Here is a 22,214-nt window from a genome sequence, read left to right on the forward strand (position 1 = left end):
TCGGGGTGGTGAGCAGTGGGCCGATCTCGCTTCACGCCACTCGCAACGGTTAGCGCAGCGCCTGCCCCACCACCTTCAGCGAGCCATCGCCCTTCTCGGGCTTCACGGCGGTGACCTTGGCCAGCAGCGGATAGACGTCGACATTGTCGAACAGCGGCAGGACCACGCCCGGCTTGAAAGACGGCCCGTGGGCCACGAACACGGCGCGCATGGCCGGGTCGTAGGGATCGAAGCCGTGCGCCCCGCCGTCCTTGCCGTCCCATTTGCCCGGCTTGGCCTTGGTTTCGAGGGTCGTCGTGTACCACCCGGTCTCCGACAGGCAGACGATGGCCGGCACGCGCTTGTTGCGGCCATAGTGGAAGCGGGCCGGGATCTTGGCCTTCTTCCAACAGGTCAGGTGCGGCGGCGCGCCCTTCAGGAACGCCGCCTCGACCGCCTTCTCCTGACCCGGTACGGCCGAGAAGCTGGTCACCGCGCCCTTGGCGACGAGGTGGATCTTCGAGACGTCGATCACGTCGTCCAGCACCACGCGGTTGGCGGCCGGCAGCGGGGCCATGCCGTGATCGGCGACGATGACGAGATCGGTGGTCTCGAACCGTCCGCGCGCCTTCAAGCCCTCGACCAAGCGGCCGATGCAGCGGTCCAACTCGACCAGGGCCGCGGTCAGCTCCGGCGAATCCGGACCGTAGTGGTGGCCCTCGGTGTCGGCGGCGTCGAAATAGAGGGTGGCGAAGGCCAGCGGCGGGCCGTCGGCGCTGTCCATCCAGGCGAAGAGCTGGTCGATCCGCGCGTCGTACGGCAGGTCGTGCTGGTACTTCATCCAGTGGCTGGGACGAACGCCGTCGATGGCCGTCTCCGAGCCCGGCCAGAACATGGCGGCGGTCTTCCGGCCCTGCTGCTCGGCCGACACCCAGAACGGCTTGGCCTGGCTCCACCAGCGCGGGTCGGTCATGGTCGCGCCGGTCATGGTGAACTTGGGACCGCCAATGTCGGCATCCTCGATCTCGTTGCCGACCACGCCGTTGCGGTCCGGGCGCTTGCCCGTCACCAGGGTGTAGTGGTTCGGATAGGTCAGGCTGGGGAACGAGGGCCGCATCGCCCCGCGCGCGCCGTCGTCGGCCAGGGCCTTCAGGTTTGGCGTGACGCCACGATCCAGGTAGTCGGCGCGGAAGCCGTCCATCGACACCAGGATCGTCAGGTGCGGGGCCTTCTCGCGCGCCTGGACGGCGGTTCCGATCGCCAGCGTCAGGACAAGGCACAGCAGGCGGAAGGCGGACATCGGCGAGTTCATGCGCCCCTGATCGTCGCCGCAGGTTTCAAGCGTGTGACAAGGCCCGCATGACCGGCTCTTAACTTGGCGGGGGCGCCCCGCGTCTCCATAGTCCCCTCGCCTGCCGAGTCGTCTCGGCGCCCGGAAGCAGCCCGCATGTCGATCGCCCTCGAGGCCGACCGCCTCACCAAGACCTACGGGGCGGTGTGCGCCCTCGACGACTTCTCCATCGCCATTCCGGCCGGCGGCGTGTTCGGGGTGCTGGGTCCCAACGGCGCGGGCAAGAGCACCCTGTTCCGCATCGCTCTCGGCCTCGTGCGCCCGACCAGCGGCGCGGTGCGGCTGTCCGGCGCCGCGCCCGGCGACATCACCGCCTTGCGCAAGATCGGCGCGATGATCGAGACGCCGCGCTATCCGGCCTATCTGACCGGCCGCGACACCCTGAAGATGCTGGCCCTGGAGAGCGGGGCCAAGAACGCCGACGTCGACGGCTGGCTGGAGCGCGTCGGCATCGCCCACGCCGCCGACCGCTCGACCGCCGGCTATTCGGTCGGCATGAAGCAGCGCCTGGGCCTGGCGGCCGCGTTCTTCACCAAGCCCGAACTCGTCATCCTGGACGAGCCGACCAGCGGCATGGACCCGGCAGGCATCCAGGAGATCCGCGCCCTGATCGTCGACCTGGCCAAACGCGAGGGCGTCACCGTCATCCTGGCCAGTCACCAGTTGGACGAGGTGCGGCGCGTCTGCGAACGCGTGGCCATCCTCTCCAAGGGCAAGGTCGTGGCCGAGGGCGGCGTGGCCGAGCTGACCGCCGGCGAGGCCCGCCTTCGCATCACCACCACCTCGCCGATCGCCCAGGTCCTCAGCGTGCTGGGCGCCAAGGGCGCGGCCGACGGCGTTGATGCGGTCCTGGCCGACATCCGCCGCGAGGACACCCCCGCCCTGATCCGCGCCCTGGTCGAGGCCGGGGTCGAGATCACCGAGGCCCGCTGGCGCGACGCCGACCTGGAAAGCGTCTACCTCCGGACTCTTGAGACTGAAGGGGCCGCCTGATGCTCGCCGACGCCATCGCCGCCGAACGCTTCCGCCTGCTGCGCGACCGTTCGACCCTGTTCTGGGGCTTCTGCTTCGCGCCGATCGTGGGCTTCATGATCAATATCGGCGGCGATTTGTTCCTGCGCTACATGATCAAGAAGCCGATGCCCGGCATGACGGTCGGTCTGCTGGACCAGGTCATCAAGGCCGTGGCCGGTGGGGCCGGAACCTTCGGGGCCCTGTTCCTGATGATCGGCGCCGCGGCCATCCTGGCCGGCGACTACCGCTGGGAAACCTGGCGGCTGCTGACCCCGCGCAACACCCGCCAGAACCTGCTGCTGGCCAAGCTGGTCGTGGTCGGCGAGGCGATCTTCTGGAGCCTGGCCCTGACCGCCGTGCTTTCGGCCGTGGCGGCCATCCTCGGCTCGGCGATCAGCCAGAGGGGCCTGACCCTGTCGATGTTCGGCCGCAACCTGTTCGACCTGATCGGCGTCGTGGCCATCACCTGGCTGGAGGCCATGACCATCGCCGCCCTGGCCGCCTGCGTCGGGGTGCTGACGCGCTCGACCATGGGCGTGGTCATCGCCTGCCTGGGCCTACGCTTCGTCGAGGGCATGCTGGCCAACGTCCTGCGCGCCATGGAGCCGCCGGGCAGCTGGAAACTGCTGGCCAATCCGGCCTACGACGCCGACCTGCTGCGCGCGGCGCTGCTGGACCCGTCGCAACTGGGTCAGGCCAGCGGTTCGGCCGGCCCCGCCCTGGCGGTGCTGATGGTGTGGATCGCGGCCCTCGCGGCGGGCGCGGTCGTGCTGTTCCGCCGCCAAGACTTGACCAAGGAGTAGGCGTGAAGACCCAGAAGCAACGGATGCTGGCCGGCGAGCTCTATACCGTCGACGCCGAGCTGCAGGCCGACCAGCGCGCGGCCCAGTCCTGGATGGACCGCTACAACGCCTCGGGCCTGGACGAGCGCCCGCTGCTGCTGGCCCAGGGCCTGGGCGCGGTCGGCGAGAACGTGGCTATCCGCGCGCCGTTCTTCGTCGACTACGGCTACAACATCCGTCTGGGCGACGGCGTGTTCATGAACTTCAACTGCGTGATCCTGGACGTGGTCGAGGTCACCATCGGCGCGGCCACGGCCATCGGCCCGGGCGTGCAGATCCTGACCGCCGACCATCCGCGTGATCCCGCCCTGCGCCGCACCGGCCAGGAGTCCGGCAAGCCGATCCACATCGGCGCCAATGTCTGGATCGGCGGCGGCGCGATCATCCTGCCCGGCGTGACCATCGGCGACGACGCCGTGATCGGGGCCGGAGCAGTCGTGACGCGGGACGTGGCGGCCGGGGCGACGGTGGTGGGGAACCCAGCGCGGCCGGTGACGCCGAAGGGCTGAGACGTCTCCACCCTGAGTGGAAATCCGGCCTCGCCCATGCCAACCTCCTGGCATGGGCATTTCACTCGCGTTGTTGGCCTCGTCGACCTTGCTGCAAGCTGGCGGCGCTTCTCAGCGAGCCGGGGATATCGTCGTCCAGGAGACGCCGAAGCCGGTCAGCTATGTCGTATCGACCCGGACGGTCTGTGGAGGTGTTGATTTCCGCGTCGAGATCAGCACGAACGCGGAAACCTCACGCATCACCCGGGCCACGGCCGATGGTCACGACCTTGTCCTCCACGCTCAAGGCGGCGAGCCCCTCGCCCGCTTGATCGGCGATACGCGAGTTATCGGCCTCAGTCCGTCTGAGTGTCACCCGTCCGCTCGGTCGATAGGCCTCGCCGTGACGACCTACGATTCCAAGCGCGACGCGATCCCGGGTCACAGCGGAGAGGCGACGATCGCGGCCACCGCGACACTCGCCGATCAGACGTCACACTAGGTTCGGAAGCCCTCGCCGCTCTCCCGCTCCGCAGCGCAGAAACGAAAAGGCCCCGGATTTCTCCGGGGCCTTCGCGTTCAGCATGCGCTGAAAGATCTTAGTCTTCGCTGTTGTCGACGAAGACCGGACCCGAGTCCTTGCCCTTTTCCGAGACGTCGCGGTCGACGAACTCGATGACGGCCATCGGGGCGTTGTCGCCGTAGCGGAAGCCGGCCTTCAGGACGCGGATGTAGCCGCCCTGACGGTCCTTGTAGCGCGGACCGATGGTGGCGAAGAGCTTGCCGACTTGTTCGACGTCGCGAACCGAGCTGATGGCCTGACGACGGGCGTGCAGGTCGCCGCGCTTGGCCAGAGTGACCAGCTTTTCGACGATCGGGCGCAGTTCCTTGGCCTTCGGCAGGGTGGTGACGATCTGCTCGTGCTTGATCAGCGAGGCCGACATGTTCGCGAACATGGCGATGCGGTGAGCCGAAGTACGGCCGAGTTTACGGTGAGCCTTACCGTGACGCATTTTCTATCTCCTGGGCATCGAGCCCGAGCGGCGCAAAACTTGTTGAGCGCCTGATTGTCACCAATCCTGGTCCGTCCCGACCGGGTCAGAGCGAAGCGCCGGGGCCCTCGACCGCGTGAGCGGCTTCAAAAGGCCCAGGCCGCCTCTCGAAAGAAGCGGCCCGGATTTAGCGCAGTAGGCTTAGAGGTTCTTAGATTTGGTCTTCGAACTTCTTGGCCAGGTCTTCGATGTTCTCCGGCGGCCAGTTCGGCACGTCCATGCCGAGGTGCAGGCCCATGCCGGCGAGAACTTCCTTGATCTCGTTCAGCGACTTGCGGCCGAAGTTCGGGGTGCGGAGCATCTCGGCTTCGGTCTTCTGGATCAGGTCGCCGATGTAGACGATGTTGTCGTTCTTCAGGCAGTTGGCCGAACGGACCGACAGTTCCAGCTCGTCCACCTTCTTCAGCAGGGCCGGGTTGAACGGCAGTTCCGGCTTGGACTCGTCGGCCGACTTGGCCTTCGGTTCCTCGAAGGTGATGAAGATCTGCAGTTGGTCCTGCAGGATCCGGGCGGCGTAGGCCACGGCGTCCACCGGAGTGACGGCGCCGTTGGTTTCCACTTCCAGGACCAGCTTGTCATAGTCCAGCGACTGGCCTTGACGGGTCGGCTCGACGCGATAGGCGACGCGCTTGACCGGCGAGTACAGGGCGTCGACGGCGATCAGGCCGATCGGCGCGTCTTCCGGACGGTTACGGTCGGCCGGGACGTAGCCCTTGCCGTTGTTGACCGTGAACTCCATGCGCACCGAAGCGCCGTCGTCCAGCGTGCAGAGCACGTGGTCGGGGTTCAGGATCTCGATGTCGGCCGGGGTTTCGATCTGACCAGCGGTCACCGGGCCGGGGCCCGTGGCGCGCAGGGTCATGCGCTTCGGGCCTTCGGCGTGCATCCGAACGGCCAGTTGCTTGATGTTCAGAACGATGTCGACGACGTCTTCACGGACGCCTTCGAGCGAGGAGAATTCGTGCACCACGCCATCGATCTGGATGGCGGTGACGGCGGCGCCTTGCAGCGACGAGAGCAGAACGCGACGCAGGGCGTTGCCGAGCGTCACACCGAAACCGCGCTCGAGCGGCTCGGCGACGATCCGGGCCTTGCGAGTCGCATCGGCGCCGGTTTCGATCTGCGGCTTCTCAGGACGGATCAGCTCGTTCCAGTTTCTTTCGATCACGTGGTCGGGTCCCTTGAACGCGGCTCGCCGGCCGCGTTTTGCGCAGCCGGCGAAGGAAGATTGGTGTCTAAAAAGTACTAGACGCGACGACGCTTGGGCGGACGGCAGCCGTTGTGCGGGATCGGCGTGACGTCGCGGATGGTCGTGATGGTCATGCCCGCGGCTTGGAGAGCGCGCAGGGCCGACTCACGGCCCGAACCCGGACCCGAGACGTTGACTTCCAGGGTCTTCACGCCGTGTTCCGCAGCCTTCTTGCCCGCGTCTTCGGCGGCCATCTGAGCGGCGTACGGGGTCGACTTGCGCGAGCCCTTGAAGCCCATCATGCCAGCCGAGGACCACGAGATCGTGTTGCCCTGAGCATCCGTGATGGTGATCATGGTGTTGTTGAACGAGGCGTTCACATGCGCCACGCCCGAGGTGATGTTCTTACGTTCGCGCTTTTTAACGCGACCCGGTTCCTTGGCCATCGTCAGGCTACCTTATTTCTTCTTGCCGGCGATCGGCTTGGCCGGACCCTTGCGGGTACGAGCGTTCGTGTGGGTGCGCTGACCGCGGACCGGCAGGCCCTTACGGTGACGCAGACCGCGATAGCAGGCTAGGTCCATCAGACGCTTGATGTTCATCGAGTTCTCGCGGCGCAGATCGCCCTCGACGGTATAGTCGCGGTCGATCGTTTCGCGGATCGCCAGGACTTCGGCGTCGGTCAGTTGATTGACCCGACGCGCATCCTCGATGCCCACCTTGGTGATGATTTCACGGGCCGACCGTTGGCCGATGCCGTGAATGTACTGAAGCGCGATCAGAACGCGCTTGTTCGTCGGGATGTTGACGCCTGCGATACGGGCCACGTCTAATGTTCTCCTAGTCACGCACTAAAGACGCGAACGGCGCGCCCGGCTCGGTCAGGGACCAAGACCGGCGCGCACGGATCGCGCCCTTTCGCGGAAGCGCCCCGTTATAGGGATCGTTTCGCTTCCGTCAACAACTGAATCCACCGGACATCCAGTGAATCAGGGCTTCTTTAAGCGACGACGCTCAAGGCGTTGTCGATGGAACTGGCGACGGCTTCGACCGAACCCATTCCGTCCAGTTCCGTGAGCTTCCCCTGCCCTTCATAGTAAGGCAGCAGCGGCGCGGTCTGGGCATTGTACTGAGCCAAACGATTCACGAAGACTTCGGGATTGTCGTCTGGCCGTCCCTGTTCTTCGAATCGCTTCTTGATCCGTTCGATCAGGGCTGGCTCGTCTACCTTGAGTCGGAGAACAGAGTCGATCTTCTGTCCACGCGCCGCCAACATCTTGTCCAGTGCTTCGGCCTGGGCGACCGTACGCGGGAAGCCGTCGAAGATGGCGCCGCCGGCCGCCTCGGCCTCGGGCAGGCGATCCTCGATCAGGGCGATGACGATCTCGTCGGTGACCAGCTCACCACGGTCCAGCACGCCCTTGACCTTCTGGCCGAGCTCCGAACCCGAGGCGATGGCGGCGCGCAGCATGTCGCCGGTCGAGAGCTGGACCATGCCACGCTCGGTGACCAGGCGCTTGGCCTGAGTGCCCTTCCCCGCCGCCGGCGGACCGAACAGGATCAAGTTCATTTAAGCCCCTTCGCGCGTTCACGGGTCTTAAGCCCGCTGGTCTCCCTCTGAAGACCTAGATTGCGCCGGAATAAAACGGAAGCCGGTTTTGTGACAAACCGGCTTCCGACGTGTCTATAAAAATTGAAGACAGGCTTAGCGGTTACGACCGCCGCGCAGCTTCGACTTCTTGATCAGGCCTTCGTACTGGTGAGCCAGCAGGTGGGACTGGATCTGCGCCACGGTGTCCATGGTCACCGTCACGACGATCAGGATCGAGGTGCCGCCCAGCGCGAACTGGTTCGACTTGACCGCCATCATCACCAACTCCGGCGCCACGCAGACGGCCGCGATGTAGCCGGCGCCGATCACCGTCAGGCGCGTCAGCACGTAGTCCAGGTACTCGGCGGTGCGCTTGCCCGGACGGATGCCCGGCAGGAAGCCGCCGTACTTGCGCAGGTTCTCGGCCGTCTCCTCGGGGTTGAACACCACCGAGGTGTAGAAGAACGAGAAGAAGATGATCAGCAAGGTGTAGAGCACCAGGAACGCCGGGTGGCCGTGCTGCAGCGCGCCGACCACGCCCGGCAGCCACTGGGCCCAGGACGGCAGGTTGGCCGCGTTGATGAACTGCAGGGCCGTCGTCGGCAGCAGCAGCAAGGACGAGGCGAAGATCGGCGGGATGACGCCCGCGGTGTTGATCTTCAGCGGCATGAACGAGCTTTCGCCGCCGACCATGCGATTGCCTTGCTGGCGCTTGGGATAGTGGACCAGCAGGCGGCGCTGCGAGCGCTCCATGAACACGATGGCCAGGATGGCGGCCACGGCGCCGATCAGGATCAGGAACAGCGGCGTGTAGTTGCCCGAGGTCTGCGACTGGACCAGCAGCTGGCCCAGACTCATCGGAAGGTGGGCCACGATGCCGGCGAAGATGATCAGCGAGACGCCGTTGCCGACGCCGCGGCTGGTGATCTGCTCGCCCAGCCACATCAGGAACAGCGTGCCGCCCGTCAGGGCCACGACGGTCGAGACGACGAAGAACACCGGGCCGACGCCGCCGGCCACCAGGCCGGGCTGGGCGCTAAGGCCGATGGCGATCGAGGCCGACTGCACGACGGCCAGAACCACGGCCAGGTAGCGGGTGTACTGGTTGAGGGTCTTGCGCCCCGCCTCCCCGCCTTCCTTCTTCAGCTTCTCCCACGGCGGATACACCGAGCCCATCAGCTGCACGATGATCGAGGCGCTGATGTAGGGCATCACGTTCAGCGAGAAGATGGCCATGCGCTGCACGGCGCCGCCCGAGAACGTGTTGAACATGCCGAGGATGCCCTCGGCGTTGCCGCTGAACAGGCGCGAGAACGCGGCCGGATCAATACCGGGGATCGGCACGTAGGTGCCCAGGCGGTAGACGACCAGAGCGATGATCGTGAACCAGATGCGCTTGTGAAGTTCGGTCGCCTTTTGGAACGACGCGAAATTCATATTGGCTGCGAGTTGTTCGGCGGCCGAGGCCATTCAGATCCCCACGACTCTATTACTGAGCCACAAATAGGTGAGGCCCGCCGTGATGTCACGGCGAGCCCCCTAATTCTGTCATCCCGATCGGAAACGAAGTCCCGGGAGCGCCAGGCGCTCACCGGGATGACATATGGTCTTAGGCTTCGGCTTCAGCCTTGGCCTTCTTGGTCACGGTGACCGAACCACCAGCGGCCTCGACGGCCTTGATGGCGGCTTCGGTGGCCGAGTAGACGGTCAGCTTCAGGGCGGTCTTGATCTCGCCCTTGCCCAGCAGCTTCACGCCGTCGAGTTCACGACGGATGACGCCGGCGGCGACCAGTTCGGCAGCGCCCAGCTCGGCGCCGGCCTTGAACTTGCCAGCGGCGACGGCTTGTTCCAGACGCCACAGGTTCACTTCGGCGAAGTCCAGGCGGAAGGGGTTGTTGAAGCCGCGCTTAGGCATACGCATGTGCAGCGGCATTTGACCGCCTTCGAAGCCGGCGATGGCGACGCCCGAGCGCGCCTTCTGGCCCTTCACACCGCGACCGGCGGTCTTGCCCTTGCCCGAACCCGGGCCACGGCCGACGCGCATGCGGTTCTTGGTCGAGCCTTCCTGCGGGACCAGTTCGTTCAGCTTGGTCATATGTGCCTCTCCTTGGAGATCTGCGCCCGGCCAGTGGCCGGACTCGGCTTGTGAAAATCAGAGCGCGCTTAAAACCCTAAAACGCCAGAGAACTCAATGGCGAAATGAGATTCCAAACGAAAACCACCCCGGCTTTCACCGGGGTGGCGTATTCCGTCGTCGCGTAGAGGACTACTCGACGATTTCCAGCAGGTGCGCGACCTTGCGGATCATGCCGCGGACCGACGGGGTGTCTTCCAGCGTGGACGTACGGCCCAGCTTGTTGAGACCCAGACCGGCGAGCGTGGCGCGCTGGTCCTTTTCACGACGGATCGGGCTGCCCGTTTGGCGGACCGTGACTTGCTTAGCTTCAGCCATGACTTAGCCCTCGATGGCTTCCGGCGACGAAGCGCCGTCGGCGCGACGGCCGAGGATGTCGCCAACCTTCTTGCCGCGCTTGGCGGCGATCTGGCGGGGCGACGACTGGACCTTCAGGGCCTCGAACGTGGCGCGAACCATGTTGTACGGGTTCGAGGAACCCGTCGACTTGGCCACGACGTCCTGGACGCCCAGGGTTTCGAGAACCGCGCGCATCGGACCGCCGGCGATGACGCCGGTGCCGGGAGGCGCCGAGCGCATCATCACCTTGCCGGCGCCCCAACGGCCAGCGCCGTCGTGGTGCAGGGTGCGGGATTCGCGCAGCGGGACGCGGATCATCGTCTTCTTGGCTTCTTCGGTCGCCTTGCGGATGGCTTCCGGCACTTCACGCGCCTTGCCATGACCGAAGCCGACGCGGCCCTTTTGGTCGCCAACGACCATCAGAGCAGCGAAGCTGAAGCGACGGCCACCCTTCACGGTGGCGGCGACGCGGTTGATGTGGACGAGCTTTTCGACGATGTCGCTGTCGACCCGCTCTTCGGGGGCGTTGCGGTCGCGACGGTCACGGCGTTGACCGCCTTCACCGCGCTGTTGTTCACCACGAGCCATTTCTGTTCCCTTAGAAGTTCAGGCCGGCTTCGCGCGCGGCGTCGGCCAGGGCTTTCACCCGGCCGTGGAAGATGTAACCACCACGATCGAAAACGACGTCCTTGACGCCCTTTTCGATGGCGCGCTCGGCGACGAGCTTGCCCACGGCGGCGGCGGCATCCTTGTCCGCGCCCTTGCCTTCGGCTTCCAGAGTGGAAGCCGACGCCAGGGTCACGCCGCGTTCATCATCGATGACCTGGGCGTAGATGTTCTTCGACGAACGGAAGACCGACAGACGCGGACGACCGTTGGCGAGGCTCTTGAGGCGGGTACGCGTGCGTTGCGCACGCTTGGCCGCGGATTCACGAGGAGAGAGCGCCATGGCTTACTTCTTCTTGCCTTCCTTGCGGCGAACCTTCTCGCCAGCATACCGCACACCCTTGCCTTTGTACGGCTCGGGCGGACGAATGCGGCGGATCTTCGCGGCAATCTCACCGACCACCTGCTTATCAATGCCGGCGATCTTGATTTCGGTCTGCTTCGGCACAGCGAAGGTGACGCCGGCCGGAGCCTCAACGTCCACGTCGTGGCTGAAACCGAGCTGGAGGCTCAGGGCGGTGCCCTTCAGGGCCGCGCGGTAACCAACGCCGACCAGTTCGAGGCTTTCCTCGAACCCGGCGGTGACACCGTGCACCATGTTGGCGACCAGCGTGCGGGAGAGACCCCACATGCCCTTGGCGCGCTTCGTGTCGACGCGCGGAGTCAGAAGGAGCTCAGCGCCCTCTTGCTTGACTTCGACTTCGTCGGCGATCGTCCACGACAACTGACCCTTGGGGCCCTTCACCGTGACCGTCTGACCGTCGAGCGTCAGGGTGACGCCCGAGGGGATTGCGACGGCTTTCTTACCGATACGTGACATGCTCTTTCCCTCCCGCGCCTAGTAGACGCGGCAGAGGACTTCGCCGCCGACATTAGCGTCGCGTGCAGCGGTGTCCGACATGACGCCCTTCGGCGTCGAAAGGATCGAGATGCCCAGGCCATTCTTGATCGGCTTCAGGTCCTTGATCGACGAATAGACGCGACGGCCAGGCTTGGACACGCGGCTGATTTCGGCGATCACGGGCTCACCGTCAAAGTACTTGAGCTCGATCTCGAATTCGGGGAACGCACCGGGCTTCTCGATCAGCGAGTAGCCGCGGATGTAGCCTTCATCGGCGAGCACGTCGAGGACGCGGGCGCGCAGCTTGGAAGCCGGCGTCGAGACCTTGTTGCGCTTGCGCGTGGCGGCGTTCTTGATGCGAGCGATCAGGTCGCTCAGGGGATCGTTCATCGACATCTGATCGTCCTTACCAGCTCGACTTGACGAGGCCGGGGATCTGACCCTGCGAACCCAGTTCGCGGAGCGCGATACGGCTCATCTTCAGCTTGCGGTAGTAGGCGCGCGGACGGCCCGTGACTTCGCAGCGGTTGCGGATGCGGATCGCCGAGCTGCTGCGGGGCAGCTTGGCGAGCTTGAGGCGAGCCTCGAAGCGTTCCTCGAGCGGCAGGCTTTCGTCGTTGGCGGTCGCCTTCAGGGCGGCGCGCTTTTCGGCGAACTTCTTGACGAGGGCCTTGACCGCTTCGTTGCGGTTGACGGCGCTTTTCTTTGCCATGGTGCTTTTCCCTGCCCGCTCTTAATTCGTGAACGGGAACTGGAATTCCTTCAGGAGAGCCTTGGCTTCCTGGTCGGTCTTCGCAGTGGTGCAGACGATGATGTCCATGCCCCAGATCTGTTCGATCTGGTCATAGTTGATTTCCGGGAACACCAGGTGCTCCTTCAGGCCCATGGCGTAGTTGCCACGGCCGTCGAAGCTCTTGCCGTTCAGACCACGGAAGTCCTTCACGCGCGGCAGCGCGATCGTGACCAGGCGGTCCAGGAATTCGTACATCCGGTCCTTACGGAGGGTGACCTTACCGCCGACCACCATGCCTTCGCGCAGCTTGAAGCCGGCGATGGACTTGCGGGCCTTGGTGGCGACGGGCTTTTGGCCGGCGATCGCTTGCAGGTCCTTCAGGGCGGTCTGGGCCTTCTTGGAGTCGGCCACGGCCTCGCCGATACCCATGTTCAGGACGATCTTGTCCAGCTTGGGGATCTGCATCTCGTTGGTGTAGCCGAACTGTTCCTTCAGCGTGGAGCGGATGCTCTCACGATAAACGGTCTTCAGCCGGGGCTCGTAAGCTTGATCAGCCATTGATCACCTCGCCGGTCGTCTTGGCGACGCGCACCTTCTTGTCGCCTTCGATCTTGAAGCCGACGCGGGTGGGCTTGCCGTTGGAGTCCGCGATGGCGACGTTCGAGACGTGCAGCGCGGCTTCCTTGTGCTTGATGCCGCCTTGCGGGTCGGCTTGGGTGGCCTTGGTGTGACGCGAAACCATGTTCACGCCTTCCACGACAACCCGGTTGTCCTTGGGCAGGACTTGCAGGACAGCGCCTTGCTTGCCCTTGTCCTTGCCGGCCAGAACGACGACGCGGTCGCCCTTCTTGATCTTAGCGGCCATTACAGCACCTCCGGAGCGAGGGAGATGATCTTCATGTGGTTCTTGGCGCGCAGTTCACGGGGAACCGGGCCGAAGATCCGCGTGCCGACCGGCTCGCTCGACTTGTTCACGATGACCGCGGCGTTCTTATCGAAGCGGATGACCGAGCCATCCTTGCGCTTCAGATTTTGATTAACGCGAACGACGACGGCGCGAAGCACGTCACCCTTCTTCACGCGGCCACGCGGGATGGCTTCTTTCACGGAGACGACGATGACGTCGCCCACGCTGGCGTAGCGACGGCCTGCGCCGCCCAACACCTTGATGCACATGACCCGGCGAGCGCCAGAATTGTCAGCGACTTCCAGGTTAGTTTGCATCTGGATCATGGTCTAAACCTTCCAGATTAAGCCGAAGCCTTGGGAAGCACTTCCCAGGTCTTCAGCTTGGACTTCGGAGCGCACTCGACGATGCGAATTGCTTCGCCGGCCTTGTACGCGTTGGATTCGTCGTGCGCGTGGTACTTTTTGGACTGACGCACGATCTTCTTAAGAACCGGGTGAACGATGGTCCGTTCGACCTTCACCACCACGGTCTTGTCGCCCTTATCGGAGACGACCACCCCTTCGAGGATACGCTTGGGCATATCGTTCTCCTTAAGCCGCGGCCTTGGCGCGCAGCACGGTCTTGATCCGCGCGATATCCTTGCGGATCTCGTTGACGCGGTGGGTCTTTTCGACCTGGCCCGTGGCAGCCTGGAAGCGCAGGTTGAACTGCTCTTTCTTCAGGCTGATCAAGGTGTCGGCCAGCTGGTCGGGGGTCAGGCCCCGGATGTCAGCAATCTTCATGATCATGCTTCCTGAGCCACGCCCGCGTCGATGCGGGTGACAACACGGGTGCGGATCGGCAGCTTGGCGGCGCCCAGGCGGAGAGCTTCACGCGCGATATCGTCCGGCACGCCGTCGATTTCGAACATGATGCGGCCCGGAGCCACGCGAGCGGCCCAGTAATCCACGGCGCCCTTACCCTTACCCATCCGGACTTCCGCCGGCTTGCCGGTGACCGGCACGTCCGGGAAGATACGGATCCAGACGCGGCCTTGACGCTTCATCTGGCGGGTGATGGCGCGACGAGCGGCTTCGATCTGGCGAGCCGTGATGCGCTCCGGCTCGACGGCCTTCAGGCCGTACGAACCGAAGTTCAGCAGGGTGCCGCCCTTCGAAGTGCCGTGGATGCGGCCCTTGAACTGCTTGCGGAATTTGGTCTTTTTCGGAGACAGCATGGCGATCTAATCCTTAGGCGCGATCGCGACGGTCACGGCGGTCGCCCCGGTCGGGACGGTCGCCGCGCTCACGGCCACCACCTTCGCCGGCAGGACCGGACTCGGTGGCGAGACGCTTGTCGAGCGCCATCGGATCATGCTCCAGCACCTCGCCCTTGAAGATCCAGGTCTTCACGCCGATGATGCCGTAGGTGGTCTTGGCTTCAGCGAAGCCAAAGTCGATGTCGGCGCGCAGCGTGTGCAGCGGCACGCGACCTTCGCGATACCACTCCATACGAGCGATTTCAGCGCCGCCCAGACGACCCGAGACGTTGATCCGGATGCCCTTGGCGCCGAGACGCACGGCCGACTGGATCGAACGCTTCATGGCGCGGCGGAAGGCGATACGACGCTCGAGTTGTTGAGCGATCGACTCGGCCACCAGCTGAGCGTCGGTTTCCGGCTTGCGGATCTCGACGATGTTCAGGTGGACTTCGCCTTCGGTCTGGATCGACAGGTCCTTGCGGAGCTTGTCGATGTCAGCGCCCTTCTTGCCGATGATGACGCCCGGACGGGCGGCATAGATCGTGATGCGGCACTTCTTGTGCGGACGCTCGATGATGATGCGCGAGACACCAGCTTGGTACAGGCGCTTCTTCAGGGCGGCGCGGACCGCGAGGTCCTGGTGCAGCATCTTGCCGTACTGGGCGCCGTCGGCGAACCAACGGCTGTCCCAGGTGCGGTTCACGCCGAGCCTCAGCCCGACCGGATTGACTTTCTGACCCATTAGGCGGCCTCACCCAGTTCGCGGACCACGATCGTGATCTCGGAGAACGGCTTCTCAACGCGCGTCGCGCGACCGCGAGCGCGGGGCGAGAAACGCTTCATGATCAGGTTCTTGCCCACATAGGCCTCGGCGACGACCAGGGAGTCGATGTCGAGGTTGTGGTTGTTCTCGGCGTTCGAAATCGCCGAGTACAGCGCCTTGCGGACGTCCTGGGCGATGCGCTTGTGGCTGAACTCGAGCTCGTTGAGAGCACGCTGGACGTTCAGGCCACGGATGGACTGAGCGACCAGGTTCAGCTTGCGCGCGCTGGTGCGCAGGGTGCGCACCTTGCACATCGCTTCGGAAGCCGGCAGGCGGCGTTCTTGCTTCTGCTTGGCCATGATTACTTCCTCTTGGCCTTCTTGTCGGCAGCGTGGCCCGGGAAGTTACGCGTGGGCGCGAACTCGCCGAACTTCATGCCGACCATGTCTTCCGACACGGAGACCGGGACGTGCTTCTGGCCGTTGTGGACGCCGAAGGTCAGGCCGACGAATTGCGGCATGATCGTCGAACGACGCGACCAGGTCTTGATGACATCCTTGCGGCCCGACGACAGTGCGGCGTCGGCCTTCTTCAGGAGGTACCCGTCGACAAACGGGCCTTTCCAGACGGAGCGGGTCATGGCTTAGCGGCCCTTCTTCGCTTTGTGGCGCGAACGGATGATGAACTTGTCCGTGGCCTTGTTAACGCGGGTCTTGGCGCCCTTGGTCGGCTTACCAGCCGGGGTCACCGGGTGGCGGCCGCCCGAGGTACGACCTTCACCACCACCGTGGGGGTGGTCGACCGGGTTCATGGCGACGCCGCGGACGTGCGGGCGACGGCCCATATGACGCGAACGACCGGCCTTGCCGAGGTTCTGGTTCATATGGTCGGGGTTCGAAACGGCGCCGACGGTGGCCATGCACGTATCGAGCACCATGCGCAGTTCGCCCGAGTTCAGGCGGATCTGGGCGTAGCCGGCGTCACGGCCGACCAGCTGGGCGTAGGCGCCAGCCGAACGGGCGATCTGACCACCCTTGGCGGGCTTCAGCTCGATGTTGTGGATGATCGTACCGATCGGCAGCGTGCGCAGCGGCGAGGCGTTGCCCGGCTTCACGTCGACCTTCTCGCCGGTGACGACTTCGTCACCAACCTTCAGGCGTTGCGGGGCCAGGATGTACGACAGCTCGCCATCGGCTTGATACTTGATCAGGGCGATGAACGCGGTGCGGTTCGGATCGTACTCAAGACGAACGACCGAGGCCGTGCCTTGCTTACGACGCTTGAAGTCGACCAGACGGTACAGGCGCTTGGCGCCGCCGCCGCGGAAACGGACCGCGATACGGCCATTGCCGCCGCGACCGCCCGACTTGGTCAGACCTTCAACGAGCTTCTTCTCGGGCTTGCCCTTGTGAAGTTCGCTGCGGTCGATCAGCACCAGGCCGCGTTGGCCGGGGCTGGTCGGATTAAAGTGCTTCAAGGCCATCTGATTAGAGCCCCGTCGTGATGTCGATCGACTGGCCGTCGGCCAGGGTCACGATCGCTTTTTTGACGTCGTTGCGACGCCCGACGATGCCACGGAAGCGCTTGGTCTTGCCCTTGGTGACGATGGTGTTGACCTTCGTGACCTTGACCTTGAACAGCTCTTCGACAGCGGCGGCGATTTCGTCCTTGGTCGCGTCGTTGGCCACCTTGAAGACAACCTTGTTCTGCTCCGAGAGCAGGGTCGTCTTTTCAGTGATCACCGGCGACAGGATCGTGTCGTAGTGGCGAGCGGTGGCGGCCATTAGGCGGCTTCCTTCTCAGCGAAACGAGCCGAGATCGCTTCCACCGCGTCCTTGGTCAGGACGAGGGTTTGGCGACGCAGCACGTCGTAGACGTTCAGGCCGGCGTTCGGCAGGACATCCACGTTCGGGATGTTGCGGGCCGCGAGCTTGAAGTTCGCGTCCACTTCCGGACCGGCGATGACCAGGGCGTTCTTCAGGCCGATCTTGTCGAAGGTGGCGCGCAGGGCGGCCGTCTTCGCTTCGGTCAGAACGACGCTGTCCAGGACGACCAGCGCACCCGACTTGGCCTTCGAGGACAGGGCGTGGCGCAGAGCCAGGGCCCGGATCTTCTTCGGCAGGTCGAAAGCGTGGCTACGGACGACAGGGCCGTGGGCCTTGGCGCCGCCGACGAACTGAGCCGCACGGCGCGAGCCGTGACGAGCGCCGCCGGTGCCCTTTTGCTTGTACATCTTCTTGCTCGTACGAGAGACCTCGTTGCGAACTTGAATCTTGTGGTTGCCCGAGCGGCGCTTGGCCAGCTGCCAGGTCACGACGCGCTGAAGGATGTCGCCGCGGATTTCGTCGATGCCGAAGATGGCGTCGTCGAGATCCACAGAACCGGCCTTCGCGCCGTCAAGCTTGATGACGTCGAGTTTCATTAGCCTTCGCCCTCTTCGGTCGTCGCCGCGGGGGCTTCCTCAGCGGGGGTTTCAGCGGCTGCCGGAGCGGCTTCGCCAGCCTTGCGGAAGGCGCCCGGACGCGGAGCGTCGGCAGGCAGAGCCTTCTTCACGGCGTCACGAACCTTCACGTAGCTGCCCTCGTGGCCCGGGACGGCGCCCTTGACCAGGATCAGACCGCGCTCGACGTCGACCTTCCAAACGGTGACGTTCAGCGTGGTGACGGTTTCTTGACCGAGGTGACCAGCCATCTTCTTGCCCGGGAACGTACGACCCGGGTCCTGGCGGTTACCAGTCGAACCGTGCGAGCGGTGCGAGACCGAAACACCGTGGGTGGCGCGGAGACCACCGAAGTTCCAGCGCTTCATGGCGCCGGCGAAGCCCTTACCGACGGTCACGCCTTGGATGTCGACCTTCTGGCCGGCGACGAAGTGGTCGGCCGTCAGTTCGGCGCCGACTTCGATCAGGGCGTTCTCTTCGACGCGGAACTCGGCGACGACGCGCTTCGGCTCAACGGCCGCCTTCGCGAAGTGGCCACGCATGGCGTTCGAGGTGTTCTTGGCCTTCTTGGCGCCGGCGCCGAGTTGCAGGGCGGTGTAACCGTCCTTCTCGACCGTGCGCTGGCCCGTGACTTGGCAACCGTCGAGCGACAGGACGGTGACCGGCACGTGCTGACCAGCTTCATCGAAGAAGCGGGTCATGCCGAGCTTCTTGGCGAGGATGCCAGTGCGTTGGGTGGGGAGAGTCATGGATCGGCCCTCCTTACAGCTTGATTTCGACGTCAACGCCGGCCGACAGGTCGAGCTTCATCAGCGCGTCCACGGTCTGCGGAGTCGGGTCAACGATGTCGAGAACGCGCTTGTGCGTACGGATCTCGAACTGCTCGCGCGACTTCTTGTCGACGTGCGGCGAACGGTTGACGGTGAATTTTTCGATAAGCGTGGGCAGGGGGATCGGTCCCCGTACCGTCGCACCCGTGCGCTTGGCCGTATTGACGATCTCGCGCGTGGAATGATCCAACACGCGGTGATCGAAGGCCTTGAGCCGGATGCGGATGTTCTGACGATCCATATCGCTCGGTTTCCTAGTGGGCTGCGCCCGCGTCTCGAACCATTTCAAAGACCAACTCGAAACCCCCGGAGGGATCCCGTACGCAGCGTCCGCAAAACAAATATCCCTGGCAGTCGCCTGCCGGGGGTGATGACCAGATATTGCACCACCCTCTCGAAAGAAGGCTTGAGGCGCTATGTCCGGGCGTCTCGCGAACCGCGTTTGAGCCCGAGAGCTCACAGCCGGTCCAACAGAGGCGCGCTTGTACGTTCCGGAATCGGTTTCGTCAAGCGCTCTGTCCGGTTCCTCCCGCCTTTGTGGGGCGCGACTCGTCGGGCGGGTTCTGAATAGGCGCCCTGCCCTCGCGGCGCAAGGCCCTCGAAAACATAACACCGGTCCGCTTTTAACGCTTTCCGCCCGATAGCTAGCAAGAACGCGCGCCCGCTCGCGCGTAGGCGAAATGGTCGCCCGCGCAAGTGTCACAAAAATGCATTATTCGGCCCGCAAGCGCCGCCGGACGCCTTGAGGCCAGGGTCGAACCTCCATAGATGCCGCCCCTCACCGACGGACTGGGCGGCCCCTCCCCCCAACAACGACCGTCCAGCCAGCCGGTGAGCCACTCTTGTGTAAGGGGATACCCCACTATGAATACGAAGCTCTTCGCCACCGCCGCCCTGATCGCCGCCGCCGTCTCGGCCCCGGCCTTCGCCCAGAACATCGGTTCGGTCGGCGCCGCCGTGAACTACACGGACGTCAACACCCGCCTCGGCGGCAATGACGGCACCTCGGCCGTCCTCGACGGCTCGGTCGCCATCCCGCTGGCCGGCGCCTGGACCGTGACCGCCAACGGCGACGTCTCGATCTCGGACAACGACCTGTCGGACGAAACCGTCGCCTCGGGCGCCGTCCACCTGACCACGAAGCTGGGCGACACCGTCCGCGTCGGCGGCTTCACCGCCCTGTCGCGCCCGTCGAACGACACCCTGTGGGCCGTCGGCGCCGAAGCCCAGAAGTACCTGGACAAGGTCACCCTGACCGGTCTGGTCGCCTACGGTCAGTCGAACGACCTGGACGCCGATCTGTACACCGTGCGCGGTGAAGCCCGTTACTTCGTGTCGGACAACTTCCGCCTGAACGCCGGCGCTGGCTGGTCGCGCATCGACACCAACATCAATGCCGACCTCTGGGACGTGAACGCCGGCGGCGAATACAAGTTCGCCAACACCGGTTGGTCGACCTTCGCCAAGTACACGCACGCTGAATCGAAGGACCTGGCCAAGCTGAACTCGGACGCCGTTCGCGTCGGCTTCCGCTACACCTTCGGCGGCAGCCTGAAGGACCGCGATCGCGCCGGCGCCGACCTGGCGACCGCCAGCGACCTGTTCGGCTTCGGCGTCCGCTAAGCGGACCCGTCCGATCGGACATGAAGAAGGCCCCGGGAGCGATCCCGGGGCCTTCACTCTATATATAGAGCAGCGTGAGGCGGATCAGCGGCCGCCGATGATCACGTCGCCCGAGCCGGCCACGTGCTTCTTGACCGCGCCATTGACCTTGGCGATGCGGATGTCGCCCGAGCCGGCGACCGAGACGTCGACATCGTCGGCCTCGCCGTTGAAGGCCACGTCGCCCGAACCCATCACATTGACCTCGACCCGGCGGCTGTGGCCGCCCAGGACGGTGATGTTGCCCGACCCGGCGATATTGCCTTCCAGCTTGCCGGCGATGCTGGCCACCTTGATATCGCCCGAGCCGGCGATGTTGGCTTCCATGTCACCCGAGACGGACTGGGTCGTCACGTCGCCCGAACCGGCGATGCTGATCTCGACCGAGCTGGCGGTCCCGGCCTTGGTGTCGCCCGAGCCGGCCTGGCTGATATGCAGCTCGCCCTTGGTGTTGGCCACCGTCCAGTCGCCGCAGCCGGCATTGCCCAGGTTGACGCTGTCCGAGCGACCGATGTCGCCGAACACCGCGCCGCCGGCCTGCACCCGCACGTTCATCGGCACGCGTACGGCGATCTGCGGGAAGTTGTCGTAGGACACCTCGCCCACGCCGCGGACCTTCACCGTGGTCTTGCCGTCGCGGGTGTTGCAGCTGTTGATCCGGTTCATGCGCAGGTCGCCGTCGACGATCACCTCGTCGCCGTTCTGGCGCACGGTCAGCGGCAGGTCGGCGTTGGTCGTCAGCATCTCGACCTTCACGTCGGTGCGGTTCTCGGGGATCACCACGACGCGGGCGACGGCGTCCTTGATCTTCACGGACGGCGCGGCCTGGGCGGCGCCAGCAGCGGTAACGGCGGCGGCCAGAACGGCCAGGGTGGTCAGAGCGCGCATCGATGTTCTCCCCTCGATTGCGTGTAATTCGATAAGGGGAAGCTAGCGGCGGGCCGACAAGGTTTCGACTTAATTCGAGGTCATGACCGCGATGTCATATACCGGCGATCGACTAGTCGACCATCAGAGCCGCCAGACCCAGCCCCAAGCCCAGCCCCAGACCGACGCCCGCGCCGAGCTTCGGGTGGCGACGCGCCATGGCGGCCATGAAGCCCGCGCCGCCCCGGATTTGCCCAACCAGGTCTGGCTCGCACGCGACAATACGGTCGAACCGGCGGGCCAGCCGCGAGACGCCAAAGCCGCGCATGGACAGGCCGCGTGACGAAGCCCGCCGCTCGATCAGGCCCTCATGGACCGCCTCGGCCGGATCGGCGAAGTCGCGCTTGTAGGCGTCGGCGTCGACGCCGAAGTCGACCCGCGTGACGCCCCGCGCGGCCGCGGCCTCCAGGGTGTCCAGGGTCATCAGGCTGCCCGGCGAGTACTTGGCGAAGGCCGGGTCGTAGATCGGGAACCACAGGTGATGCCGGCCGCCCGAGGTCAGGCCCAGCTCGGCGGCGACCAGTACGCCCCCCGCCTTCAAGGCCGCCAGCCGCAGGCCGAAGTCCGGCGCGTCGATCTCGGACAGCCGGTGCAGCAGGTCGACCGTCCAGCCGCAAGCGAAGATGTCGTACTGGTGAGTGCGCGCCAGCTGGGCGCGCTTGCGGTCGATGATGAGATCGATGTCGGCGCGCGCCGCCCGCTCGAAGGTGAAGGTCAGCGGGCCGTGATCGCGCTCCAGGGCCCGGCGTCGCCGCCGCTTGTCCTTCAGGAATCGCGCTTCGCGGCTGGCCAGATAGGCGTCGAAGCCTTGCGAGAGATCGGCGGCCATGGCCCGGCGGACCGACAGGCCGGGCCGGTCGCCCTCGCCCGCTCCGATCAAGCCGCTGACCCGCGCCCGGCGCACGCCCTCGATGCGGGGCAGCAGGGTGCCGACGCTGAGACCCGGCGCGGCGACCAGGCCGTGGAAGTCGCTGAGCGGCGCGGCCAGCGGCTGCAGCAGGCTGCCCCGCTGCTGGAACGGCAGGAAGCCGCGCACCACGCCGCCCTCGCGGACGATGGCGATCCGCGCGCCCGGCGTGACCTGGCCGGCGGCGTCGATGAAACGGAGATCGAAATAGGGGCTGGCCAGCGCCGGATCGGCCGCGCGGAAGTGGGCCCAGAGCGCGCGCTCGTCCGCTCCCAGCTTGGAAACCTCTACGGTCTCGACGTCCACGCTCACGCGC

General features: G+C 65.3%; 35 protein-coding genes and 1 pseudogene. 5 read left to right on the forward strand and 31 right to left on the reverse strand.

The window, feature by feature from the left end; translation table 11 throughout:
• Nucleotides 1–49 precede the first annotated feature (49 nt).
• Nucleotides 50–1,279, reverse strand: coding sequence for an alkaline phosphatase family protein (locus tag AC07NI_RS09440; RefSeq protein ID WP_494618099.1), 1,230 nt, complete (start codon nt 1,277–1,279; stop codon nt 50–52).
• Between the two features lie 147 nt (nt 1,280–1,426).
• Between AC07NI_RS09440 and AC07NI_RS09445 the strand changes: the two genes are divergently transcribed.
• The 4 genes from AC07NI_RS09445 to AC07NI_RS09460 are packed head-to-tail and all read left to right on the forward strand — an operon-like array spanning nt 1,427 to nt 4,176.
• On the forward strand, nt 1,427–2,323 hold the full coding sequence (locus tag AC07NI_RS09445) for an ABC transporter ATP-binding protein (RefSeq protein ID WP_494618101.1): 897 nt from the start codon (nt 1,427–1,429) through the stop codon (nt 2,321–2,323).
• Nucleotides 2,323–3,147, forward strand: a complete 825-nt coding sequence (locus AC07NI_RS09450; protein ID WP_494618103.1) for a DUF2705 family protein — start codon at nt 2,323–2,325, stop codon at nt 3,145–3,147. Before AC07NI_RS09445 ends, AC07NI_RS09450 begins: the two co-directional genes overlap by 1 nt.
• Before the next feature lie 2 nt (nt 3,148–3,149).
• Nucleotides 3,150–3,695: a sugar O-acetyltransferase gene (locus AC07NI_RS09455; protein ID WP_494618105.1), complete on the forward strand. Its 546-nt coding sequence runs from the start codon at nt 3,150–3,152 to the stop codon at nt 3,693–3,695.
• 52 nt (nt 3,696–3,747) lie between these two features.
• Nucleotides 3,748–4,176 (forward strand): hypothetical protein, encoded by a 429-nt coding sequence (locus tag AC07NI_RS09460; RefSeq protein ID WP_494618107.1) that lies wholly within the window; start codon nt 3,748–3,750, stop codon nt 4,174–4,176.
• A 97-nt stretch (nt 4,177–4,273) separates the two neighbouring features.
• On the opposite strand, the gene rplQ is transcribed toward AC07NI_RS09460, so the two are convergent.
• The 28 genes and pseudogenes from rplQ to AC07NI_RS09600 all read right to left on the reverse strand — a co-directional run bounded on the left by rplQ (nt 4,274) and on the right by AC07NI_RS09600 (nt 18,862).
• The gene (gene rplQ / locus AC07NI_RS09465) at nt 4,274–4,687 is read right to left on the reverse strand and encodes a 50S ribosomal protein L17 (RefSeq protein WP_494618109.1); all 414 of its coding nucleotides are present in this window, start codon (nt 4,685–4,687) and stop codon (nt 4,274–4,276) included.
• 190 nt (nt 4,688–4,877) lie between these two features.
• The gene (locus tag AC07NI_RS09470) at nt 4,878–5,894 is read right to left on the reverse strand and encodes a DNA-directed RNA polymerase subunit alpha (RefSeq protein WP_047413138.1); all 1,017 of its coding nucleotides are present in this window, start codon (nt 5,892–5,894) and stop codon (nt 4,878–4,880) included.
• A gap of 77 nt (nt 5,895–5,971) precedes the next feature.
• Nucleotides 5,972–6,361 (reverse strand): 30S ribosomal protein S11, encoded by a 390-nt coding sequence (gene rpsK, locus AC07NI_RS09475; protein WP_004616890.1) that lies wholly within the window; start codon nt 6,359–6,361, stop codon nt 5,972–5,974.
• A 12-nt stretch (nt 6,362–6,373) separates the two neighbouring features.
• Nucleotides 6,374–6,742 carry a 30S ribosomal protein S13 gene (gene rpsM / locus AC07NI_RS09480; protein ID WP_047413133.1) on the reverse strand — a complete coding sequence of 123 codons (369 nt, stop codon included), beginning with the start codon at nt 6,740–6,742 and terminating at the stop codon, nt 6,374–6,376.
• 173 nt (nt 6,743–6,915) lie between these two features.
• The gene (locus AC07NI_RS09485) at nt 6,916–7,485 is read right to left on the reverse strand and encodes an adenylate kinase (protein WP_494618113.1); all 570 of its coding nucleotides are present in this window, start codon (nt 7,483–7,485) and stop codon (nt 6,916–6,918) included.
• Nucleotides 7,486–7,620: 135 nt separating this feature from the next.
• Complete coding sequence (secY, locus tag AC07NI_RS09490) at nt 7,621–8,976, reverse strand: preprotein translocase subunit SecY (protein WP_494618115.1); 1,356 nt, start codon at nt 8,974–8,976, stop codon at nt 7,621–7,623.
• Nucleotides 8,977–9,115: 139 nt separating this feature from the next.
• A complete protein-coding gene (rplO, locus tag AC07NI_RS09495; protein WP_494618117.1) occupies nt 9,116–9,601 on the reverse strand; it encodes a 50S ribosomal protein L15 in 486 nt (161 codons plus the stop codon).
• Between the two features lie 171 nt (nt 9,602–9,772).
• Nucleotides 9,773–9,958: a 50S ribosomal protein L30 gene (gene rpmD, locus AC07NI_RS09500; RefSeq protein ID WP_099579521.1), complete on the reverse strand. Its 186-nt coding sequence runs from the start codon at nt 9,956–9,958 to the stop codon at nt 9,773–9,775.
• Between the two features lie 3 nt (nt 9,959–9,961).
• The gene (gene rpsE, locus AC07NI_RS09505) at nt 9,962–10,567 is read right to left on the reverse strand and encodes a 30S ribosomal protein S5 (RefSeq protein WP_004616905.1); all 606 of its coding nucleotides are present in this window, start codon (nt 10,565–10,567) and stop codon (nt 9,962–9,964) included.
• 10 nt (nt 10,568–10,577) lie between these two features.
• A complete protein-coding gene (rplR, locus tag AC07NI_RS09510; protein ID WP_172265558.1) occupies nt 10,578–10,928 on the reverse strand; it encodes a 50S ribosomal protein L18 in 351 nt (116 codons plus the stop codon).
• Between the two features lie 3 nt (nt 10,929–10,931).
• Entirely contained in the window at nt 10,932–11,465 is a 534-nt protein-coding gene (rplF, locus tag AC07NI_RS09515; RefSeq protein WP_494618122.1) for a 50S ribosomal protein L6, read from the reverse strand.
• Between the two features lie 18 nt (nt 11,466–11,483).
• Nucleotides 11,484–11,882 (reverse strand): 30S ribosomal protein S8, encoded by a 399-nt coding sequence (gene rpsH, locus AC07NI_RS09520; protein WP_099579526.1) that lies wholly within the window; start codon nt 11,880–11,882, stop codon nt 11,484–11,486.
• 10 nt (nt 11,883–11,892) lie between these two features.
• Nucleotides 11,893–12,198 (reverse strand): 30S ribosomal protein S14, encoded by a 306-nt coding sequence (gene rpsN / locus AC07NI_RS09525; protein WP_047413112.1) that lies wholly within the window; start codon nt 12,196–12,198, stop codon nt 11,893–11,895.
• Between the two features lie 21 nt (nt 12,199–12,219).
• Entirely contained in the window at nt 12,220–12,777 is a 558-nt protein-coding gene (gene rplE / locus AC07NI_RS09530; protein ID WP_494618125.1) for a 50S ribosomal protein L5, read from the reverse strand.
• Nucleotides 12,770–13,084, reverse strand: a complete 315-nt coding sequence (gene rplX, locus AC07NI_RS09535) for a 50S ribosomal protein L24 (protein ID WP_494618128.1) — start codon at nt 13,082–13,084, stop codon at nt 12,770–12,772. The genes rplE and rplX overlap by 8 nt, the downstream gene beginning before the upstream one ends.
• Complete coding sequence (gene rplN / locus AC07NI_RS09540; RefSeq protein ID WP_099579535.1) at nt 13,084–13,452, reverse strand: 50S ribosomal protein L14; 369 nt, start codon at nt 13,450–13,452, stop codon at nt 13,084–13,086. The genes rplX and rplN overlap by 1 nt, the downstream gene beginning before the upstream one ends.
• Nucleotides 13,453–13,469: 17 nt before the next feature.
• Entirely contained in the window at nt 13,470–13,709 is a 240-nt protein-coding gene (rpsQ, locus tag AC07NI_RS09545; protein ID WP_099579538.1) for a 30S ribosomal protein S17, read from the reverse strand.
• Nucleotides 13,710–13,719: 10 nt separating this feature from the next.
• The gene (gene rpmC, locus AC07NI_RS09550; protein ID WP_047413099.1) at nt 13,720–13,911 is read right to left on the reverse strand and encodes a 50S ribosomal protein L29; all 192 of its coding nucleotides are present in this window, start codon (nt 13,909–13,911) and stop codon (nt 13,720–13,722) included.
• Nucleotides 13,912–13,913: 2 nt separating this feature from the next.
• The gene (gene rplP, locus AC07NI_RS09555; protein WP_010919134.1) at nt 13,914–14,345 is read right to left on the reverse strand and encodes a 50S ribosomal protein L16; all 432 of its coding nucleotides are present in this window, start codon (nt 14,343–14,345) and stop codon (nt 13,914–13,916) included.
• Between the two features lie 13 nt (nt 14,346–14,358).
• Nucleotides 14,359–15,111 (reverse strand): 30S ribosomal protein S3, encoded by a 753-nt coding sequence (gene rpsC, locus AC07NI_RS09560; protein ID WP_099442404.1) that lies wholly within the window; start codon nt 15,109–15,111, stop codon nt 14,359–14,361.
• On the reverse strand, nt 15,111–15,491 hold the full coding sequence (rplV, locus tag AC07NI_RS09565) for a 50S ribosomal protein L22 (protein ID WP_494618143.1): 381 nt from the start codon (nt 15,489–15,491) through the stop codon (nt 15,111–15,113). Before rplV ends, rpsC begins: the two co-directional genes overlap by 1 nt.
• Before the next feature lie 2 nt (nt 15,492–15,493).
• Nucleotides 15,494–15,772, reverse strand: a complete 279-nt coding sequence (rpsS, locus tag AC07NI_RS09570) for a 30S ribosomal protein S19 (protein WP_029912294.1) — start codon at nt 15,770–15,772, stop codon at nt 15,494–15,496.
• A 3-nt stretch (nt 15,773–15,775) separates the two neighbouring features.
• Nucleotides 15,776–16,615, reverse strand: coding sequence for a 50S ribosomal protein L2 (gene rplB / locus AC07NI_RS09575; protein ID WP_099579544.1), 840 nt, complete (start codon nt 16,613–16,615; stop codon nt 15,776–15,778).
• A gap of 4 nt (nt 16,616–16,619) precedes the next feature.
• Entirely contained in the window at nt 16,620–16,916 is a 297-nt protein-coding gene (locus AC07NI_RS09580) for a 50S ribosomal protein L23 (protein WP_004616934.1), read from the reverse strand.
• Nucleotides 16,916–17,554, reverse strand: coding sequence for a 50S ribosomal protein L4 (rplD, locus tag AC07NI_RS09585; RefSeq protein ID WP_099579546.1), 639 nt, complete (start codon nt 17,552–17,554; stop codon nt 16,916–16,918). Before rplD ends, AC07NI_RS09580 begins: the two co-directional genes overlap by 1 nt.
• On the reverse strand, nt 17,554–18,321 hold the full coding sequence (gene rplC, locus AC07NI_RS09590) for a 50S ribosomal protein L3 (RefSeq protein ID WP_494618156.1): 768 nt from the start codon (nt 18,319–18,321) through the stop codon (nt 17,554–17,556). The genes rplD and rplC overlap by 1 nt, the downstream gene beginning before the upstream one ends.
• Before the next feature lie 13 nt (nt 18,322–18,334).
• Nucleotides 18,335–18,643, reverse strand: a complete 309-nt coding sequence (gene rpsJ / locus AC07NI_RS09595; protein ID WP_004616952.1) for a 30S ribosomal protein S10 — start codon at nt 18,641–18,643, stop codon at nt 18,335–18,337.
• A gap of 13 nt (nt 18,644–18,656) precedes the next feature.
• Nucleotides 18,657–18,862, reverse strand: a pseudogene (locus tag AC07NI_RS09600) (hypothetical protein).
• A gap of 404 nt (nt 18,863–19,266) precedes the next feature.
• Between AC07NI_RS09600 and AC07NI_RS09605 the strand changes: the two are divergent.
• The gene (locus AC07NI_RS09605; protein ID WP_494618160.1) at nt 19,267–20,025 is read left to right on the forward strand and encodes an outer membrane protein; all 759 of its coding nucleotides are present in this window, start codon (nt 19,267–19,269) and stop codon (nt 20,023–20,025) included.
• An 84-nt stretch (nt 20,026–20,109) separates the two neighbouring features.
• On the opposite strand, the gene AC07NI_RS09610 is transcribed toward AC07NI_RS09605, so the two are convergent.
• Nucleotides 20,110–20,952, reverse strand: a complete 843-nt coding sequence (locus tag AC07NI_RS09610; RefSeq protein WP_494618166.1) for a GIN domain-containing protein — start codon at nt 20,950–20,952, stop codon at nt 20,110–20,112.
• 112 nt (nt 20,953–21,064) lie between these two features.
• A complete protein-coding gene (locus AC07NI_RS09615) occupies nt 21,065–22,210 on the reverse strand; it encodes a GNAT family N-acetyltransferase (protein ID WP_494618171.1) in 1,146 nt (381 codons plus the stop codon).
• Between the last annotated feature and the right edge of the window lie 4 nt (nt 22,211–22,214).

It is taken from the genome of Caulobacter sp. GW821-FHT10E02 (assembly GCF_059415225.1).

Excerpts from the sequence above, each read along its gene's own strand:
- rpsK (WP_004616890.1), bottom strand. The coding sequence starts at position 6,361 with ATGGCCAAGGAACCGGGTCGCGTTAAAAAGCGCGAACGTAAGAACATC.
- rpsJ (WP_004616952.1), bottom strand. The coding sequence starts at position 18,643 with ATGGATCGTCAGAACATCCGCATCCGGCTCAAGGCCTTCGATCACCGC.
- rplP (WP_010919134.1), bottom strand. The coding sequence starts at position 14,345 with ATGCTGTCTCCGAAAAAGACCAAATTCCGCAAGCAGTTCAAGGGCCGC.
- rpmC (WP_047413099.1), bottom strand. The coding sequence starts at position 13,911 with ATGAAGATTGCTGACATCCGGGGCCTGACCCCCGACCAGCTGGCCGAC.
- rplX (WP_494618128.1), bottom strand. The coding sequence starts at position 13,084 with ATGGCCGCTAAGATCAAGAAGGGCGACCGCGTCGTCGTTCTGGCCGGC.
- AC07NI_RS09440 (WP_494618099.1), bottom strand. The coding sequence starts at position 1,279 with ATGTCCGCCTTCCGCCTGCTGTGCCTTGTCCTGACGCTGGCGATCGGA.
- rpsS (WP_029912294.1), bottom strand. The coding sequence starts at position 15,772 with ATGACCCGCTCCGTCTGGAAAGGCCCGTTTGTCGACGGGTACCTCCTG.
- rplD (WP_099579546.1), bottom strand. The coding sequence starts at position 17,554 with ATGAAACTCGACGTCATCAAGCTTGACGGCGCGAAGGCCGGTTCTGTG.
- AC07NI_RS09580 (WP_004616934.1), bottom strand. The coding sequence starts at position 16,916 with ATGGCCGCCACCGCTCGCCACTACGACACGATCCTGTCGCCGGTGATC.
- rpsQ (WP_099579538.1), bottom strand. The coding sequence starts at position 13,709 with ATGCCCAAGCGTATCCTCGAAGGGGTGGTCGTCTCCGATAAGGGCGAC.
- rplQ (WP_494618109.1), bottom strand. The coding sequence starts at position 4,687 with ATGCGTCACGGTAAGGCTCACCGTAAACTCGGCCGTACTTCGGCTCAC.
- rplV (WP_494618143.1), bottom strand. The coding sequence starts at position 15,491 with ATGGCCAAGCAGAAGCAAGAACGCCGCCTGCCGGCTTCCGAAGCGATG.
- AC07NI_RS09610 (WP_494618166.1), bottom strand. The coding sequence starts at position 20,952 with ATGCGCGCTCTGACCACCCTGGCCGTTCTGGCCGCCGCCGTTACCGCT.
- rplC (WP_494618156.1), bottom strand. The coding sequence starts at position 18,321 with ATGACTCTCCCCACCCAACGCACTGGCATCCTCGCCAAGAAGCTCGGC.
- rpsC (WP_099442404.1), bottom strand. The coding sequence starts at position 15,111 with ATGGGTCAGAAAGTCAATCCGGTCGGGCTGAGGCTCGGCGTGAACCGC.
- AC07NI_RS09485 (WP_494618113.1), bottom strand. The coding sequence starts at position 7,485 with ATGAACTTGATCCTGTTCGGTCCGCCGGCGGCGGGGAAGGGCACTCAG.
- AC07NI_RS09450 (WP_494618103.1), top strand. The coding sequence starts at position 2,323 with ATGCTCGCCGACGCCATCGCCGCCGAACGCTTCCGCCTGCTGCGCGAC.
- rplF (WP_494618122.1), bottom strand. The coding sequence starts at position 11,465 with ATGTCACGTATCGGTAAGAAAGCCGTCGCAATCCCCTCGGGCGTCACC.
- AC07NI_RS09445 (WP_494618101.1), top strand. The coding sequence starts at position 1,427 with ATGTCGATCGCCCTCGAGGCCGACCGCCTCACCAAGACCTACGGGGCG.
- secY (WP_494618115.1), bottom strand. The coding sequence starts at position 8,976 with ATGGCCTCGGCCGCCGAACAACTCGCAGCCAATATGAATTTCGCGTCG.
- AC07NI_RS09605 (WP_494618160.1), top strand. The coding sequence starts at position 19,267 with ATGAATACGAAGCTCTTCGCCACCGCCGCCCTGATCGCCGCCGCCGTC.
- rplB (WP_099579544.1), bottom strand. The coding sequence starts at position 16,615 with ATGGCCTTGAAGCACTTTAATCCGACCAGCCCCGGCCAACGCGGCCTG.
- rplR (WP_172265558.1), bottom strand. The coding sequence starts at position 10,928 with ATGGCGCTCTCTCCTCGTGAATCCGCGGCCAAGCGTGCGCAACGCACG.
- rpmD (WP_099579521.1), bottom strand. The coding sequence starts at position 9,958 with ATGGCTGAAGCTAAGCAAGTCACGGTCCGCCAAACGGGCAGCCCGATC.
- rpsH (WP_099579526.1), bottom strand. The coding sequence starts at position 11,882 with ATGTCGATGAACGATCCCCTGAGCGACCTGATCGCTCGCATCAAGAAC.
- rpsE (WP_004616905.1), bottom strand. The coding sequence starts at position 10,567 with ATGGCTCGTGGTGAACAACAGCGCGGTGAAGGCGGTCAACGCCGTGAC.
- rplE (WP_494618125.1), bottom strand. The coding sequence starts at position 12,777 with ATGGCTGATCAAGCTTACGAGCCCCGGCTGAAGACCGTTTATCGTGAG.
- AC07NI_RS09460 (WP_494618107.1), top strand. The coding sequence starts at position 3,748 with ATGGGCATTTCACTCGCGTTGTTGGCCTCGTCGACCTTGCTGCAAGCT.
- rplO (WP_494618117.1), bottom strand. The coding sequence starts at position 9,601 with ATGACCAAGCTGAACGAACTGGTCCCGCAGGAAGGCTCGACCAAGAAC.
- rplN (WP_099579535.1), bottom strand. The coding sequence starts at position 13,452 with ATGATCCAGATGCAAACTAACCTGGAAGTCGCTGACAATTCTGGCGCT.
- rpsN (WP_047413112.1), bottom strand. The coding sequence starts at position 12,198 with ATGGCAAAGAAAAGCGCCGTCAACCGCAACGAAGCGGTCAAGGCCCTC.